Origin of the sequence: Pseudoalteromonas sp. Bsw20308, assembly GCF_000310105.2 — a bacterium.
Lineage (GTDB): Bacteria > Pseudomonadota > Gammaproteobacteria > Enterobacterales > Alteromonadaceae > Pseudoalteromonas > Pseudoalteromonas fuliginea.
Genome location: NZ_CP013139.1, coordinates 739,963 through 755,913, shown reverse-complemented (window position 1 = coordinate 755,913; position 15,951 = coordinate 739,963). Strand labels below are relative to the sequence as shown.

The 15,951-nt window shown below is 38.6% G+C and carries 11 protein-coding genes; 6 read left to right on the top strand and 5 right to left on the bottom strand.

What is annotated here, in order from left to right; genetic code table 11:
* Window positions 1-119: 119 nt before the first annotated feature.
* The 3 genes from D172_RS20555 (at window position 120) to D172_RS20545 (ending at window position 5,050) form a co-directional block, all read left to right on the top strand.
* Window positions 120-1,457: a salicylate synthase gene (locus tag D172_RS20555; RefSeq protein WP_007376670.1), complete on the top strand. Its 1,338-nt coding sequence runs from the start codon at window positions 120-122 to the stop codon at window positions 1,455-1,457.
* A 130-nt stretch (window positions 1,458-1,587) separates the two neighbouring features.
* On the top strand, window positions 1,588-2,898 hold the full coding sequence (locus D172_RS20550) for a lysine N(6)-hydroxylase/L-ornithine N(5)-oxygenase family protein (protein WP_007376671.1): 1,311 nt from the start codon (window positions 1,588-1,590) through the stop codon (window positions 2,896-2,898).
* A gap of 199 nt (window positions 2,899-3,097) precedes the next feature.
* Complete coding sequence (locus D172_RS20545; RefSeq protein ID WP_237113713.1) at window positions 3,098-5,050, top strand: S9 family peptidase; 1,953 nt, start codon at window positions 3,098-3,100, stop codon at window positions 5,048-5,050.
* 805 nt (window positions 5,051-5,855) lie between these two features.
* On the opposite strand, the gene D172_RS20540 is transcribed toward D172_RS20545, so the two are convergent.
* Window positions 5,856-7,457 carry an isocitrate lyase gene (locus D172_RS20540; RefSeq protein ID WP_007376673.1) on the bottom strand — a complete coding sequence of 534 codons (1,602 nt, stop codon included), beginning with the start codon at window positions 7,455-7,457 and terminating at the stop codon, window positions 5,856-5,858.
* Between the two features lie 404 nt (window positions 7,458-7,861).
* Here D172_RS20540 and D172_RS20535 point away from each other — a divergent pair, with 404 nt between their 5' ends.
* The gene (locus tag D172_RS20535) at window positions 7,862-10,042 is read left to right on the top strand and encodes a malate synthase G (RefSeq protein WP_007376675.1); all 2,181 of its coding nucleotides are present in this window, start codon (window positions 7,862-7,864) and stop codon (window positions 10,040-10,042) included.
* A gap of 224 nt (window positions 10,043-10,266) precedes the next feature.
* Here the strand turns inward: D172_RS20535 and D172_RS20530 are convergent, their stop codons facing one another.
* From D172_RS20530 to D172_RS20515, 4 genes are all read right to left on the bottom strand, one after another.
* The gene (locus D172_RS20530) at window positions 10,267-10,992 is read right to left on the bottom strand and encodes a YebC/PmpR family DNA-binding transcriptional regulator (RefSeq protein ID WP_007376676.1); all 726 of its coding nucleotides are present in this window, start codon (window positions 10,990-10,992) and stop codon (window positions 10,267-10,269) included.
* A 132-nt stretch (window positions 10,993-11,124) separates the two neighbouring features.
* Window positions 11,125-11,730, bottom strand: a complete 606-nt coding sequence (locus D172_RS20525) for an HAD family hydrolase (protein ID WP_007376677.1) — start codon at window positions 11,728-11,730, stop codon at window positions 11,125-11,127.
* A gap of 331 nt (window positions 11,731-12,061) precedes the next feature.
* On the bottom strand, window positions 12,062-12,556 hold the full coding sequence (locus D172_RS20520; RefSeq protein ID WP_007376678.1) for a DUF6702 family protein: 495 nt from the start codon (window positions 12,554-12,556) through the stop codon (window positions 12,062-12,064).
* A complete protein-coding gene (locus tag D172_RS20515) occupies window positions 12,556-15,003 on the bottom strand; it encodes a M1 family metallopeptidase (protein WP_007376679.1) in 2,448 nt (815 codons plus the stop codon). The genes D172_RS20520 and D172_RS20515 overlap by 1 nt, the downstream gene beginning before the upstream one ends.
* 322 nt (window positions 15,004-15,325) lie before the next feature.
* On the opposite strand from D172_RS20515, the gene D172_RS20510 reads away from it, so the two are divergent.
* Complete coding sequence (locus D172_RS20510) at window positions 15,326-15,562, top strand: hypothetical protein (RefSeq protein WP_007376680.1); 237 nt, start codon at window positions 15,326-15,328, stop codon at window positions 15,560-15,562.
* A 134-nt stretch (window positions 15,563-15,696) separates the two neighbouring features.
* Window positions 15,697-15,933: a hypothetical protein gene (locus D172_RS20505; protein ID WP_007376681.1), complete on the top strand. Its 237-nt coding sequence runs from the start codon at window positions 15,697-15,699 to the stop codon at window positions 15,931-15,933.
* Window positions 15,934-15,951: the final 18 nt, after the last annotated feature.

Genomic DNA, 15,951 nt, shown 5'->3' with positions numbered 1-15,951 from the left:
TAAAATATAAACAATAATAATTTGCATTATTATTTACTGTAGTTATTATTGCAACACATTGATTGAAAATTAATCCCGTGTGTATGCAAAATGTATTTTGAAAAGGAGCATAAAATATTATGAAAACTAATTTTTCCAATGAAGGCACAACCCAAAGCGATGAGCAAAATTTAATCTTCGCACGAGCAGCCGCTCTAGCCGACAGTGGTATATTTAAAGAATATTTAATTTACGAAGATAACGGTGAATGTTGGTTTGCAGGGGGTATTGTTCGATCTATAACCGTATTTGCAACTCACATTGAATCTAATACCTCTGCAGGAAAAACTCAGCGCCAAGTTAACAGCGAAAACCTCTGCCAAGTCCTACAGCAAGAATTAAATACTTGGGATGGTGAGTGGCAAGCATGCGGATGGTCTAGTTTTGAATTCGCGTATGCCCTGAAATCACCAGAACTATTAACCGAAGAAGAAAAAGCAGGTCAAGAAGCGTTATTATTTATTTGTGAGCCAAAAATAACGGTATCCCTAGGGAAAAAACCAACACTCATTAAATCTAAATCCAGTGAACTTGAGCAGCAAGTACGCTTAATACTAGAAAATGCAGTTGTACGAGCACACGTTCCTTACAAAAATGTCGAAATACCAGACAATATTAATTATAAAAATGCAGTCAAAAAGTCTGTCGCCAATATTAAAAATGGTTTACTAGAAAAAGTCATACTCTCGCGTAAGGTTCCCCTACATTTTTCGCCCGATTACACTGCGACTTGGCTTCAAGGGCGTTCGATGAACACACCGGCTCGTTCATTTACAATGAATTTAGCTGGTTGGAAAATCACTGGGTTTAGTCCTGAAATTGTACTTTCAGTTGATGAAAACCGTAAAGTTACAACAGAGCCGTTAGCGGGTACTCGACGATTAGAAGGTAATCCAGAAACAGATCAAAAAATATTTGATGAGTTACTAAGAGATCCAAAAGAAACCCACGAACACGCAATATCTGTGAGACTTTCAGTTGACGAAATGAATGAAGTTTGTGAACCAGAATCTGTACATGTACCACAGTTCATGGTTCAAAAAAAGCGAGGTTCTGTGCAACATTTAGCTTCGAGAGTCTGTGGCACTCTAAAAACAGAATATAACGCTTGGCATGCATTCGAAAGCCTATTCCCTGCTGTTACAGCGTCTGGTATTCAAAAGCTGGCTGCTTTTTCAGAAATACGACGACACGAAGGCAGTAGCAGAGGGCTTTATGCAGGCGCAATTTTAAAACTAGATCACACAGGCGTTATTGACGCAGCATTAGTTTTACGCAGTGTTATGAGTAAAGGCGATCAGCACTGGTTACAGGCTGGAGCCGGAATTGTACTTGATTCAACACCAGAAAGAGAACTCACCGAAACCAGTGAAAAACTAGCAAGCATTTCACCTTGGGTTGTTGAAAAAAAAAGCTAAATTAACGTAATTCATTAAATAAGGATACTTAATGAATCCTTATTCAGCTAATACCCACTGCTACACATTTTTATAAACAAAAGTAAATTTATGTAGCAGATAAAAGTTGTTTTAAACGAGGAGTTTAAGCATGGCACAGCCACTAATACCTACATACGATATCATTGGTGTCGGATTTGGCCCATCAAATATAGCTTTGGCGATTGCCTTAGAAGAAATTAAGAGCAATTCCACCACACTAAATGCCTTATTTATTGATAAACAGCGAGAATATCAATGGCATGGTGATACTATTACTAACCAAAGTGGGCTACAAGTCTCATTTTTGAAAGATCTTGTTACATTGAGAAATCCAACCAGCCCTTACTCTTTCTTAAATTATTTACATTCACATAATCGTTTAGTGGACTTCATAAATTTAAGTACTTTCTACCCAAGCAGGTTAGAATTTAATGACTACCTTCGCTGGGTTGCGGGTCATTTTTCTTCTCAATGTCAATACGGCGAAGAGGTTACCTCTATTGAGCCGGTTATGGATAATCAAAAAGTAAAATTACTCAAAGTGACAACAGCAGATACAGGTGGTACAAGTAAGATCCGTTTTACTAAATCACTTGTTATGGGCACTGGCGGAACCCCTTTAATACCGGAAGTTTTTCAACCGCTAAAACAAACCCCGCTTGTATTTCATCATACTCACTACCTATCAAAAATGGCTAAACTTATTCCAGTAAAAACAAAAGATTTACGCATTGCTATAATCGGGGGTGGGCAAAGTGCTGCGGAAGCTTTTATTGATATTGATGATAATTATCCACACGCAAAAGTTGATTTAATTATGCGTGGTAATTCGATGAAGCCAGCAGATTCAAGTCCCTATGTGAATGAAATTTTTAACCCATCATCAACAGACTCTATATTCAGTAAAACGCAGCAAGAAAGAGAAGAGCTATTAAAAGAATATAAATACGCTAATTATTCAGCTGTTGACTCATCGATGATTGAGCAAATATATAATATTTTTTATCAACAAAAAGTTGCCATGATGGAGCAACATACATATTGCCCTAACAGTGAAGTTACTGAAGCATCTGAAAAAAATGGAAAAATAACGCTGTCTATACTTGATAGAAAATCAAATCAGCATGCTACGAATAATTACGATTTAGTAATTTTAGCAACAGGGTATCAACGACCTAAAATGGCGCCTATGTTAGAACCTATTAAAGCCTATTTAGGAAACATTGATATTGATCGAAATTATCAAGTTAAAACGGACGAACGTTTTCTTCCATCGTTATTTTTGCAAGGACGTTCAGAATCATCCCATGGTTTAAGCGACACCTTACTCTCAATACTTTCAGTAAGGTCAGCAGAAATAGCACACTCATTACAGGCAGAGTTGCAAGAACAGGCTCAGCAAGCAGTTGCTTTAGCTTAACCACTTGAAATGCATATTACTCAAATAAGTCATTATCTAAGTAATGTGCATTCATCGCAATCGAGTTTATTTTCAATCATTATTGCCTTATAACAGATGCGATACTGTTTAATAACAAGGAATAAAAATGAAGTTTATTGCCCCTTTTGCGCTTTTGGCAACAGTCAGTTTTTCAGGTTTTACGAGTCAAACAGAGCAAATGCTACAACTTGAAAACGTATTCGACCTTGAATATGCGAATCAGATAGATATAACCGAAGACGGTAAAACCGTTTACTTTGTGCGTAATCGTATGGATATAAAAACAGATCGCAAAGTGGGTAATATTTGGTCTGTTGATTACAAAACTAAACAAATGCAACCATTAACCTCTGGCGTGCATATGGATTATTCGCCAGTACTCTCTCCTGATGGTCAACGCCTTGCGTTTATATCAACACGTGATGGCAGCAGCCAAATATATATAAAATGGCTTAAAACAGGTGCTATGGCAAAAATTAGTAATCTAACTAATAGCCCTCGTGCAATTACATGGAGCCCTGATTCTAGCCAATTAATATTTAGCATGTTTGTACCAAGTGCAACTTCAGCCCCCGTAAACCTGCCCGGTAAACCAAAAGGGGCAACGTGGGCAGAACCCGCTAAATTTATTGATGATGTTTATTACCGTTCAGATGGTGGCGGTTACACACAAAAAGGTTTTAGCCAATTATTTTCCATAGATGCTAACGGTGGTAATGCCAAGCGACTTACTCATGATGAGTTTGATAACGCCGGCGATGTAAGCTTTAGTAACGATGGTAAATCACTTTATTTTTCTGCGAACAGGCATAAAAACAACCAGCTAAAATTCACAAATAATGAAATTTATAAACTTGATTTGGCCTCGCAAACTATAACCGAAATTACTAACCGAGATGGCCCTGATGAACAACCTAAAGTATCGCCCGATGGCCGTTACTTAGCGTACACAGGTTATGACGATATACGCACTAATTACGAAAATGCTCAACTTTATATTCGTGATTTAAAAACAGGTAACACAACTAGTTTAACGCCAAATTTTGATCGAAGTGTTGGGCAAATAAAATGGAGTGCCAATTCAAAAGGTGTGTACTTTAGTTACGCCGATAAAGGCCAAACCGCCCTCGCCTATCAACCACGCAGTGGCAAGCGTAAGATAATAACAACTCAAATTGGCAGCGTTGCCTTTGGACGCCCTTATTCTGGTGGCGACTTTGATGTAAGTGAAAATGGTGAGGTAGCCTTTACCCTTGCAGATACCCAGCGCCCTGCTGATATAGCAACAATTAAACGCAGTAAAGCCCAGCGTTTAACTACCCTTAATGCAGATGCATTGGGCGACAAAGCTTTGGCTAAAGTGGAAGAAATTTGGGTTAAATCAAGCCACGATGAACTTCCTATTCAGGGGTGGATTGCCTACCCGCCAGAATTTGATAGCAGCAAAAAATACCCGCTAATACTAGAAATTCACGGCGGCCCTGTCGCTAATTATGGCCCGCACTTTAGCGCTGAAATTCAACTGTTTGCAGCCAAAGGCAATGTCGTTTTATACATGAACCCACGTGGTAGTGATTCCTATGGTAAAGAGTTTGCACAAACTATTCATCATAATTACCCAAGTAACGATTTTGATGATTTAATGACAGGTGTTGATGCGCTAATAGCGAAAGGCTTTATTGACGAGTCTAAATTGTTTGTAACCGGTGGCTCTGGTGGCGGTGTATTAACTGCATGGATTGTGGGTCATACAGATCGCTTTGCTGCAGCTGTAGTTGCTAAGCCTGTTATCAATTGGATCAGTTTTGTACTAACAGCAGATTTTTACCCGTTTTTTGCTGATTATTGGTTCCCAGGTAAACCATGGGATCACATTGAGCACTACATGAAACGCTCGCCTATTAGCTATGTTGGAAACGTTAAAACTCCTACTATGTTGCTCACTGGTGAATCTGACTACCGTACACCAATTTCAGAAACTGAGCAGTTTTATCAGGCATTAAAATTACAAGGTGTTGATACTGCAATGGTGCGAATTCCTAATGCTTCACATGGCATTACAGCTCGGCCATCAAACTTAATGACAAAAGTTGCTTATATTCAATGGTGGTTTGATAAACACACTAAATAATAAATTTATAGCTCAAATAAAAGCCACTTCAAATAAGTGGCTTTTATATTTACCACTATAGTATTCAAACTGTAAACCCCCTTTACACTTCTGTGACAGTCAAATATCGGACTTAGCTAAAACTTCAGTTAGTAAAATTTCGGTTTATAACATTTTTTGTAACTTGAGTTGGTAAAAAATCGATTTGAGTCACTGTTTATAGCCTTTCAGTTAGTAAAATTTTGTTTTATAGCACAAAGAAGTTAGTAAAAAATCGGTTTATAAATTCGTTTAGTTTGCCTATTAAAGCAAAAATCAGTCACTTACCCGCCTTTTAAAGTTGCCGTAAACGCTTTTTACAGCAAAATCACCCCAAATATGCCGTTTTATGAAAGGTTAGTTAAACTCTGATCTGTAAATTCACTCAGGTAGTTAAATAGTGATCCAAAATAATTTGGCAAGGCCGTGTTGAACTTTGGTTGGTGAATTTGCAGCAGTATGTTTGGTTTTTAGGCAAGGCGGAGCTTATGTAGTGTGGTTACTCCCCATTAATAGGCGATAACGTAGCATAAATACCAAACAGGCGCTGCCCTTTGGGTTCTTTCTAGGGACGATAAACTCTTTGTTGCTCGGTTTTTACTTAGCCCACTAGGTTACAAACCTCGCGCCGCGATTTAATCGCCCCTAGATTGAACAAATTTCAATCCACAAAGATCAATACGCCCTAGTTAAAGTCTGATCTGTAATTATGCTTCAATGTTCTAACTTTATTTAAAGCAATAAAAAAGGGCCTATTGGCCCTTGAGTAACACTATCTAGTTAGGAATTAAAACTGGTTCATGGTGTTGTCTTCACCACCGGCTTTTAGCGCATTATCACCAGAGAAGTATTCTTTGTGCGTATCGCCCATGTTAGACCCTGCTAAATCTTGGTGCTTAACCGATGCTTGCTCACGGCGAATTTCTTGGCGTTGTACGTCACGTACATAAGCCAGCATACCCATATCGCCAAAGTAACCTTCTGATAAAATATCAGTGCTTAGCGCAGCTGTATGGTATGTCGGCAAGGTTATTAAGTGATGGAAAATACCGGCTTCACGTGCGCCATCGCGCTGGAAGTTTTGCACTAGTAAATCGGCTGCTTGCGCAAGCTCTGTTGCATCCATTTCTGGTGCCATAAGGCCTTTATTATCGCCAAGACTTGGGTAAGCACTAAGGTCACGGCCTGCCTCTTCCCACTCTTGATACACTTGCTCACGAAACTTAAGCGTCCAGTTAAACGAAGGCGAGTTGTTGTATACCAGTTTTGCATTTGGCACGTGTTCTTTTACACGATTTACCAGTTCTGCAATTTGTTTAACATGTGGTTTTTCTGTTTCAATCCACAGTAAATCAGCGCCCGACTGCAAGCTAGTAATACAATCTAGTACTACACGATCTTTTTCCGTGCCTTCACGGAATTGGAATAAACCGTTATCTAGACGAGTTGGTTTACATAACTGGCCATTAATTTTCATTGCCGTGTCGCCTTCATTTAAGTCATCAACACCGTTAATTGGCGTGGTTTCTAAAAATGCATTGTATTGGCTTGCTAAGTCACCTGGCGTTTGCGAAACAGGTACCTTTTGCGTAAGGCTGGCACCCAATGAATCTGTACGTGCCACAATAATACCGTTATCAATACCTAGCTCTAAAAAGGCGTAACGTACTGCGTTAATTTTTGCTAAAAAGTCTTCGTGTGGAACGGTCACTTTACCCGCTTGGTGACCACATTGTTTAGCGTCAGATACTTGGTTTTCTATTTGAATGGCACACGCACCGGCTTCAATCATTTTTTTAGCCAGTAAGTAAGTTGCTTCTTCGTTACCAAAACCTGCGTCAATATCAGCAATAATTGGCACAACATGGGTTTCAAAGTTGTCTATTTTATCAATAACAGCTTGAACATCGCCTCCGTTCGCTTTTGCTTCATCTAGGTCGTTAAACAAGTGATCGAGTTCACGTGCATCTGCTTGCTTTAAAAATGTGTAAATTTCTTCAATTAATGCAGGTACCGATGTTTTTTCGTGCATGCTTTGATCTGGCAGCGGACCAAATGCAGAGCGAAGCGCTGCAACCATCCAGCCACTTAAGTATACATAGCTGCGTTTAGTTGTTTTTTGATGGCGCTTAATAGCCATCATCATTTGTTGTGCTGTAAAACCATGCCAACAGCCTAAAGATTGTGTGTACTGGCTTGTATCTGCGTCATATGCTGCCATATCTTCACGCATTACGTCTGCTGTGTATTGTGCAATTTCAATCCCAGTACGGAAACGGTTTTGCAAGCGCATGCGGCTTGCATATTCAGGGTTGATTGCGTGCCATGCGCTACCTTGAGATTGGCAAAGAGTTGAGAGTGTGTCTGTTTCGCGTTGATATGTTGTCATAATAAAATCCTTCGAACGGGTGTGTAATACCAACCTGCATAAATCTTTGATCAATTTAACGAATTAAATTGCACTATAACGTCGTTAAAAATTTTTTATTTAGAATAACTAGATACAAAAATTTTTGCCTAGCTCTAGCGTAATTTTCTTAACGTTAAATAGACCCCATACATAAGCAGATTGGTATAAATTATTTTAATGTTGTGAGAGTGGCTACGTTACTCATGCTCCGTAGCGCTTAAATCAACATTAGGCTCATTTTTTAGATTTAGTAAATTTATAGTTGTTATTACGGCTATATATTTTATGAATGACTAAAAAGCACTCAACATTGCTTTTTTGCGTTATTGTTGCCTTAACGCACAAGCGCACAACAACATCGCGACCGTTTAAGGAGGGCAATTATGTCCCACACTCTCACACACTCAGGACTCAGCGTAGACACACAACTCGCTGATTTTGTTAAAAGCCAATTACTCCCTGGCACTCACTTAAGTGAGCTGCAATTTTGGCAAAGCTTTGCACATATAGTTCAAACGCTTACCCCTATAAATAAGGCACTGCTTGAAAAGCGAGAGCTGCTTCAACAGCAAATAGATGACTATCATCTAGCTAATAAAACGTGGAATAGCGCCAAGTACCATGCCTTTTTACAAGATATTGGCTACTTGGTAAAAGAGCCTGCCAACTTTACAATTGAAACCCAAAATGTAGAGCCTGAAGTGGCCCTTACAGCAGGCCCTCAATTGGTTGTGCCTGTAAGTAACGCACGCTTTGCACTTAATGCCGCTAACGCGCGTTGGGGCTCGTTATACGACGCTTTATACGGTACTGATGTACTAAGCGAAGATGACGGGGCTGAAAAAGGTAATACCTACAACCCTGTTCGTGGCTTTAAGGTAATGGCCTACGCTCGCCAGTTTTTAGATAAAGCATTGCCGTTGACTAATGGCTCGCATATAGAAAGCACGAATTACTCAGTAGTAGATGGCGCACTTTTAATTACCTTGCGTGATAGCTCTCAAACCACATTAGCTGACCCATCTCAGCTTATTGGCTATCAAGGAGAAGCGCAAAATCCAACTGTAGTGTTATTAAAAAACAATGGCTTACATATAGAGCTACATATCGATCACCACCACATTATTGGCCAAGCTGATAAAGCAGGCTTAAAAGATGTAGTGCTAGAGGCCGCGCTTACCACCATTATGGATTGTGAAGATTCAGTAGCTGCGGTAGATGCAGAAGATAAAGTACAAGTTTATAAAAATTGGCTTGGGTTGATGCAAGGTAGCTTAGTTGAATCGTTTAAAAAAGGCGATAAAACTGTTGAGCGCACTCTGCAAAGTGATAAAACATACACCGCACTTGATGGTGGCACAGTTACTTTAAAAGGCCGTAGCATGATGTTTGTAAGAAACGTTGGCCATTTAATGACGAACCCTGCTATTACCGATGTGTACAATCAACCGGTATTTGAAGGCATTATGGATGCGATGTTTACTGCTACTGCTGCCCTGCACGACCTAAATAAAAAAACAGGTATAAAAAATTCAAGCGCGCAAAGTATTAATATAGTTAAACCAAAAATGCATGGCCCTGAAGAGGTAGCATTTACTAACACTTTATTTAGCTTAGTAGAGGAAGCGCTAAGCTTACCTAAAAACACGCTTAAAATGGGTATTATGGATGAAGAACGCCGCACTTCTGTAAACCTAAAAGCCTGTATTTGTGCAGCCAAAGAGCGTGTTATATTTATAAATACTGGATTTTTAGACCGCACAGGCGATGAAATTCATACCTCTATGCAAGCGGGCGTTGTACTTCCAAAAGCACAGATTAAACAGCAACCATGGATACAAGCTTACGAGGATCGCAATGTCGATATTGGCCTTGCTTGTGGCTTGAGTCATAAAGCACAAATAGGTAAAGGCATGTGGCCAATGCCAGATAAAATGGCATTAATGATGGAGCAAAAACTAGCGCATCCTAAATCAGGCGCTAATACAGCATGGGTGCCCTCCCCTACAGCTGCTACCCTGCATGCAATGCATTATCACGATATAAACGTATTTAATGAGCAGCAAAGCATAGCTAAACGTACTATTGCTAGCCTTAATAACCTACTTACACCGCCGCTAATGACAGACCCTAAAACGCTTTCAAAAGAAGATATTCAAAGTGAGCTAGAAAACAACGCACAAGGTATTTTAGGTTACGTTGTACGTTGGATTGATCAAGGCGTAGGCTGTTCAAAAGTACCTGACATTAACCATATTGGGCTAATGGAAGACAGAGCCACACTGCGTATTTCAAGCCAGCATATGGCTAATTGGTTGCTAAATGGCGTGTGCTCACAGGCGCAAATAAAATCAACTATGGCTAAAATGGCCAAAGTGGTTGATGGTCAAAACGAGCATGACACTGCCTATACACCCATGGCAACAGACGAAGAAACCCTTAATAACAGCATTGCGTTTCAAGCCGCTACTGCATTAGTTTTAGATGGCGTAACACAGCCTAGTGGTTACACTGAACCATTACTGCATAGCTACCGTATTAAATACAAAGCACAACATTGTTAATCACTCCAAATTTTTAACACGTGCTTGAGTTGTTTTTTGAGTCAAACCAGCCTTCGGGCTGGTTTTTTATCGCCTAGAATTAAAATAGCAGCGCTTTTATGGCATTTTAAAAATATATATTCAAATAAGCATAATACACATGAATATCTAACATTTATTCAAACGTAAAAAAGCGTGTTTTGCATACACAAAACACGCTTTTTAAAGCTTTTAACCGTTTACGTTTAATTTTTTACAATCGCGTTGTGATAAATATTTTGTACATCGTCACAATCTTCAAGCATATTTATAAACTTATCGAAGTTAGCGATAACTTCTTCGTCTTCAATTTCAATATTAACTTGAGGAATAAACGTAATTTCGTCTACTTCAAAATTAATACCTTCAAATGCATCTTCAAGGGCTGTTTTAGCTTTAAAGTATTCTGTTGGCGGTGCAAATACCGATATTTTACCGTCCTCGGCTTCAACGTCGGTTACATCAACATCAGCCATCATTAATGCTTCTAATACGACCTCATCGTCATCGCCTGCAAAGCCAAGTACCGCATAATGATCAAACATATGCGCTACGCAGCCAGGAGTACCAATTTTTGAGTCTGTTTTAGTAAATGGCAAACGTACATCTTTGATAGTACGGTTCGGATTATCGGTCAAACAGTCAACAATAACCATGCAATTACCAGGGCCATAGCCTTCGTAACGGGCAACTGAATAGTCTTCCCCTGCTCCACCGGCTGCTTTCTCAATTGCTTTTTCAATAACGTGTGCGGGAACTTGGTCTTTTTTAGCTTTTTCGATTAGGCGGCGTAATGTTTGATTTACTTCGGGATCGGGTTCACCACTTTTTGCTGCAACGTAAATCTCTTTACCATACCTTGAGTTTATTTTCGTTTTAGCATTAGCCGTTTTGATCATAGAACTTTGACGAACTACAAATGCTCTGCCCATTTTGTGCCTCTAATGAATACGTTACGTTTTGCAGTATTTTACCAATTCAAAACGTATTGGGCTAGTTTTGTAATTTAAATAGTGTACTACTTATTACTAATTAAATTAAGTAACACGCTATTTAACATAACTCTAATTTTCTGAGTAATTATCAATTAATCCAACTAGCTCATAAAAGTCATGTAAAACGTAGTCAGCTTGATCTGCATAACCAGGAGTCACATCAGGAGCATATAAACAAGCACGCATATCTGCGTTGTGTGCAGCTTGTATGTCATATAAGTAATCACCAACGTAGAGCAAATTAGCAGAACTAATATCCCAAAGCGTAGCAATTGCATTTAATGCACTTGGATCTGGTTTTGCGGGTGCGTCGCTTCGCGTTAAAACCGTGCTGATAGGTAATGGATTATTCTGAAGTTTTATTGATGCTGCTTTATCAAAGTTTCGAGTAACTATAGCCATTGGAATTTTTTTAGCTTTTAACTGTGCAATAGCTTCGCTAACACCTGGTAATAACGTGGCATGTTGAGCATCGAGTAACTCATGCTGATGCACAATATTCATAGCTTCTTCACGCATGTAAGGTGATGGGAGTTGCGCTATAAAATCGAGTAAGTCCTGCTCACAAGGACAGCCTATTTGTGCTTTTATAAGCGAAAAATCTAATTCAGACGATACCAATGTGCCATCTAAATCAAAAATAACACCATGAATAGCCTCTACCTGAGTCGTCATATCATTCCTTGGGTGTAATAATAATTAACTAAACGTACTTTAAACATAAAATGCTCTACTACTTATGCCCAAATTATGGGGAAATAACATCAACTATATTTAAATTAATAATGCGTAAACACATCAATCAACTGATAATAAAGAAAAAATAAAAACTTAGTAATTACCTTTAGATTGCGCGAAACAAGGTAAATATACAATACAAGTTGATTAATTTTACGGTACTTTACATAGTACAGATCAATTATGAATGTATCTTAAACAAAAGAAGAGAATACGCGCACATTAATTACAGTGCGCGTAGATTGGGAAAGGTTTATCCAAATAATAATTAATTTTGCTCGAAGCGGGCTTCAAGCCACGTATCATCTTGGGCAAAGTTTAAGGTTTTAATCCTCCCTTTCCCCTCAACATTAACCATATTCACCTGAGTTGGCCATAAATCACGCAGTGCACCATTACTCATTTTAATCCCTTCAATCCCTTTTGGTATAGGTGCTTCTTGGTAAACCCAAAAAAACTTTCCATCAACTTGTGCACCTACAAAGCTAAGCGGTATAGATTCACCACTTAGTGTTTGTAGCGCAACGTGCGATTCAACATACTTAGCAAAACGTTGTTGATCGGTTTTATTACTAATAATATCGATTTTGCCTTCAAATAATGTTCCTACGGCATGTTCGGTATCATGTAAATAAAAGCGATGCATTAACTCAACATTATGCGTTCGTTTGTTAAAAAGCACCGTTGTAACTGACGATTTTAGTTGATGCGCTATACTTGGCGCAGCAACTAAAAGGCAAACAATAATAAGCAAAAAGCGCATTATTGCGGCTCCCCACCGTCATCCTTTTCGTCTTTTTTCTCATCGCTTTTAAGCTCAGTTTTAATATCTTGCATGATATCGCGACTCACTTTAGCTTTACTCTTTTCCTTTTTAAACACTTCGATACGTGAAGGAATAATACGGCGAGGGTAATTGTTGTTTTCAACATCTACATCAGCTGTTTCCCAACCTGGATCGACAGTCACTGATACAAGCGGCTTGTTTTTATCGGTAACAATCAGCTTTTGGACGTTTTTATAATTACGACGCCAAATTTCAGCAGGAATATAACGCTCTTCTTTAGTGCCATCTTCATATGTTAGCTCAAGTAATATAGGCATTACCAAACCACCTATGTTTGAAAATTCCATTACATAATAATTTTTATCTTCTTCTAAAGCGCGTTCAAGGGTTTTACGCTCCCACGGCTCTAAGCCTTTTAAAAACTTGTTGTACGAGTTGCGTTCTTTATTGGTTACAGTAAAGCGGTCGTTTTCGTCATAAAAATCGGTAACATCAGGGTTTTGCTCAACCCATGTTTTTTTACCTTCTGCGCGGTTACGCTCAACAAATAATGAAGTAGGCTTGTCTGCTTCAATATCGCGTAAACGGCTGTAATCAATATCAGGGTTTTTAGTGTCTAAACGAAGTTGATACACTTTATCTAAAGAGATATCAACATGGTCTGTGGTGTAAAACCAGCCACGCCAAAACCAATCTAAATCAACACCAGAGGCTTCTTCCATTGTACGGAAAAAATCTGCTGGGGTAGGGCGCTTGTATTTCCAGCGCTGAGCATACTCTTTAAATGCAAAGTCGAACAAGTCACGGCCTAAAATCACTTCACGTAAAATATTAAGTGCTGCGGCAGGCTTAGTATAAGCATTAGGACCTAAGCGTAATACGCTGTCTGACTGAGTCATAATTGGCACTTGGTTTTGTGACTTCATGTAGCTCACTATATCGCGAGGCTCAACACCCCAAGGAATAGTAGGATCCCATTCACGACCGGCAACGCCATCTAAAAAGCTATTTAAGCCTTCATCCATCCACGTCCATTGGCGTTCATCTGAGTTAACAATCATTGGAAAATAAATATGACCCACTTCATGAATAACTACGCCAAGTAAAAAACGTTTTTCAGCTTGAGAATAAGTACGTGTACCATCATCTTGTAGCTTAGTGCGCGGACCATTAAAGGTAATCATTGGGTATTCCATACCGCCAACAGGGCCATTAACAGATTGAGCTGTTGGGTATGGGTAATCAAAAGAATACTTAGAGTACACTTCCATTGTGTGTACTACCGCTTCAGTTGAGTACTTTTTCCATAAGTCGCCACCTTCTTTAGGGAAAAATGACATAGCCATAACTAAAGGTTGAACGTCACCACCTTGTTGATAGCCTTTTGCATCCCACATAAACTTACGAGAAGACGCCCAAGCAAAGTCGCGTACGTTTTGCGCTTTAAAGTGCCACGTTTTAGTTTTGTCGGTGCCTTCTTTTTCGTTTTCTAGCGCTTCTTCTGCGTTAACAATAAACACAGGACGCTTAGATGTTTCAGCTTGCTTTAAACGTTTGCGCTGCGTACTTGTTAGTACTTTGCTCGCGTTATCAAGCTTACCTGTTGCCGATACAATGTGATCCGCAGGAACGGTAATCTCAACATCGTAATCACCAAACTCAAGTGTAAATTCACCAGAACCTAAAAATGGTTTGTTTGTCCATGCTTCATAATCGGTATAAGCGGCTAAGCGAGGAAACCACTGAGCAATTAAGAATATGTCGTTGCCGTCTTCTTCAAAATGCTCGTAACCAGAACGTGCACCTACAGCATCTTCTTCAACAATGTTGAAGGCGAAGTTCATGCTAAATTCTACTTCTTTACCTGGTTTCAATGGCTCGTTTAAATCAACGCGTATTAAAGTATCAACAACAGTTACGCGCAGCTCTTTGCCGTCTTCGTCTTTAACACTACTAATAGTGTAACCAAGTTCGTTGTCGCTCATAAATTGCTGACGACGTAGCTCACCTAAACTTAATTTAGCTGGCTTTTGAGCTGGTAAGCTTTCTAAAGTGCTTTTAAATGTTTTTGTTGTTTCGGCAATTGAATCACTTTTAAAAATATTTTGATCTAACTGTAACCATAAATATTTAAGCGTATGTGGTGAGTTATTTTTATATTCAATATTTTGGCTACCCGTAATACGGTGCTTTTTTTCATCTAGCTTTACATCAATATCGTAATTAACACGTTGCTGCCAGTATTTTTCTCCTGGTTCGCCAGCCGCACTACGGTAAACATTTGGTGTTGGCAGAGCTTCGTCTAATTGACGAAACTTATCAACATAAGAACCTTTTGTTTGCTCAACTGAAGACGCCATAACTGCACTCGACATTGCCAATGGCAATACAAAAGCGCTCAGCGTAAGAACTGTTTTTTTCATTGTTAGTCCTGATAGATTTTAGTAGGCGTACTTTGACAAAATAATGGCTATTGTTCAATAAATTAACGACAAAGTGCAGCTTTTATAAGGTGGTATTCATTAACGTTTTACAGCTTTTTATTATGTATAAAACTATGACTAAAATAAACGGGAGCAAAACTGTAAAGGGGGTTTACAAAAAACACAATTACTTAGTATTAAAATAGGAACAAACAACTCAATTTATAGAGTTCATCCCTAATTCATTACAACAAACTACAGTGTAGGTATATTTGTTAACTTACATTAACTTCAAATTACATTAGTAAAAACGGAGACTGCTATGAAATTTTATATTGTTAAAAAAGATCAGCAGCTCGAAGCTATTCCAGCTGAAGAAGAATTGCTTGAAAGTTACCAAAATAATAACTACAAATACGTAAATATAGTGTCGGCATGTAACAAACAGGATGCGTTAAAACGACTCCCATCCATACAAAAAAGTAATAAGAAACGCGTTATTATTGGCGTAAATATTGCTGCAATCTCAATAATATTGGCTATTTATACGATAAATTAAAAATAGTTAATATTTTTATTGATCTTTAATGCTGTTTGTATTTAAAATCGCCCACCCTTTTATTTGAGGCAAATAAATTCGTCACATTTATCCTCAAATAAATATAGATTAGTAGCAATAAATGCGGTGGACTCATGGATTTTTATATCCTAAAAAAACAACAAGAACTAATTGCTATCCCGGCAAATGAGAACAACTGTAAACAGTATCTCGATTCTGGTTATTTTTACATTGATAAAGTAGCAGCATGTAACGAAGTTAATGCTTTAAAAGTACTACAAACTAAGCAAACTAAAACACTAAAGTACCCACTAATTATGGCATTGCTAGCATTACCGATTATTTTTGTAGGCTGGTATAGTTTAACCTAATCTTAAAATGGTCCTTAG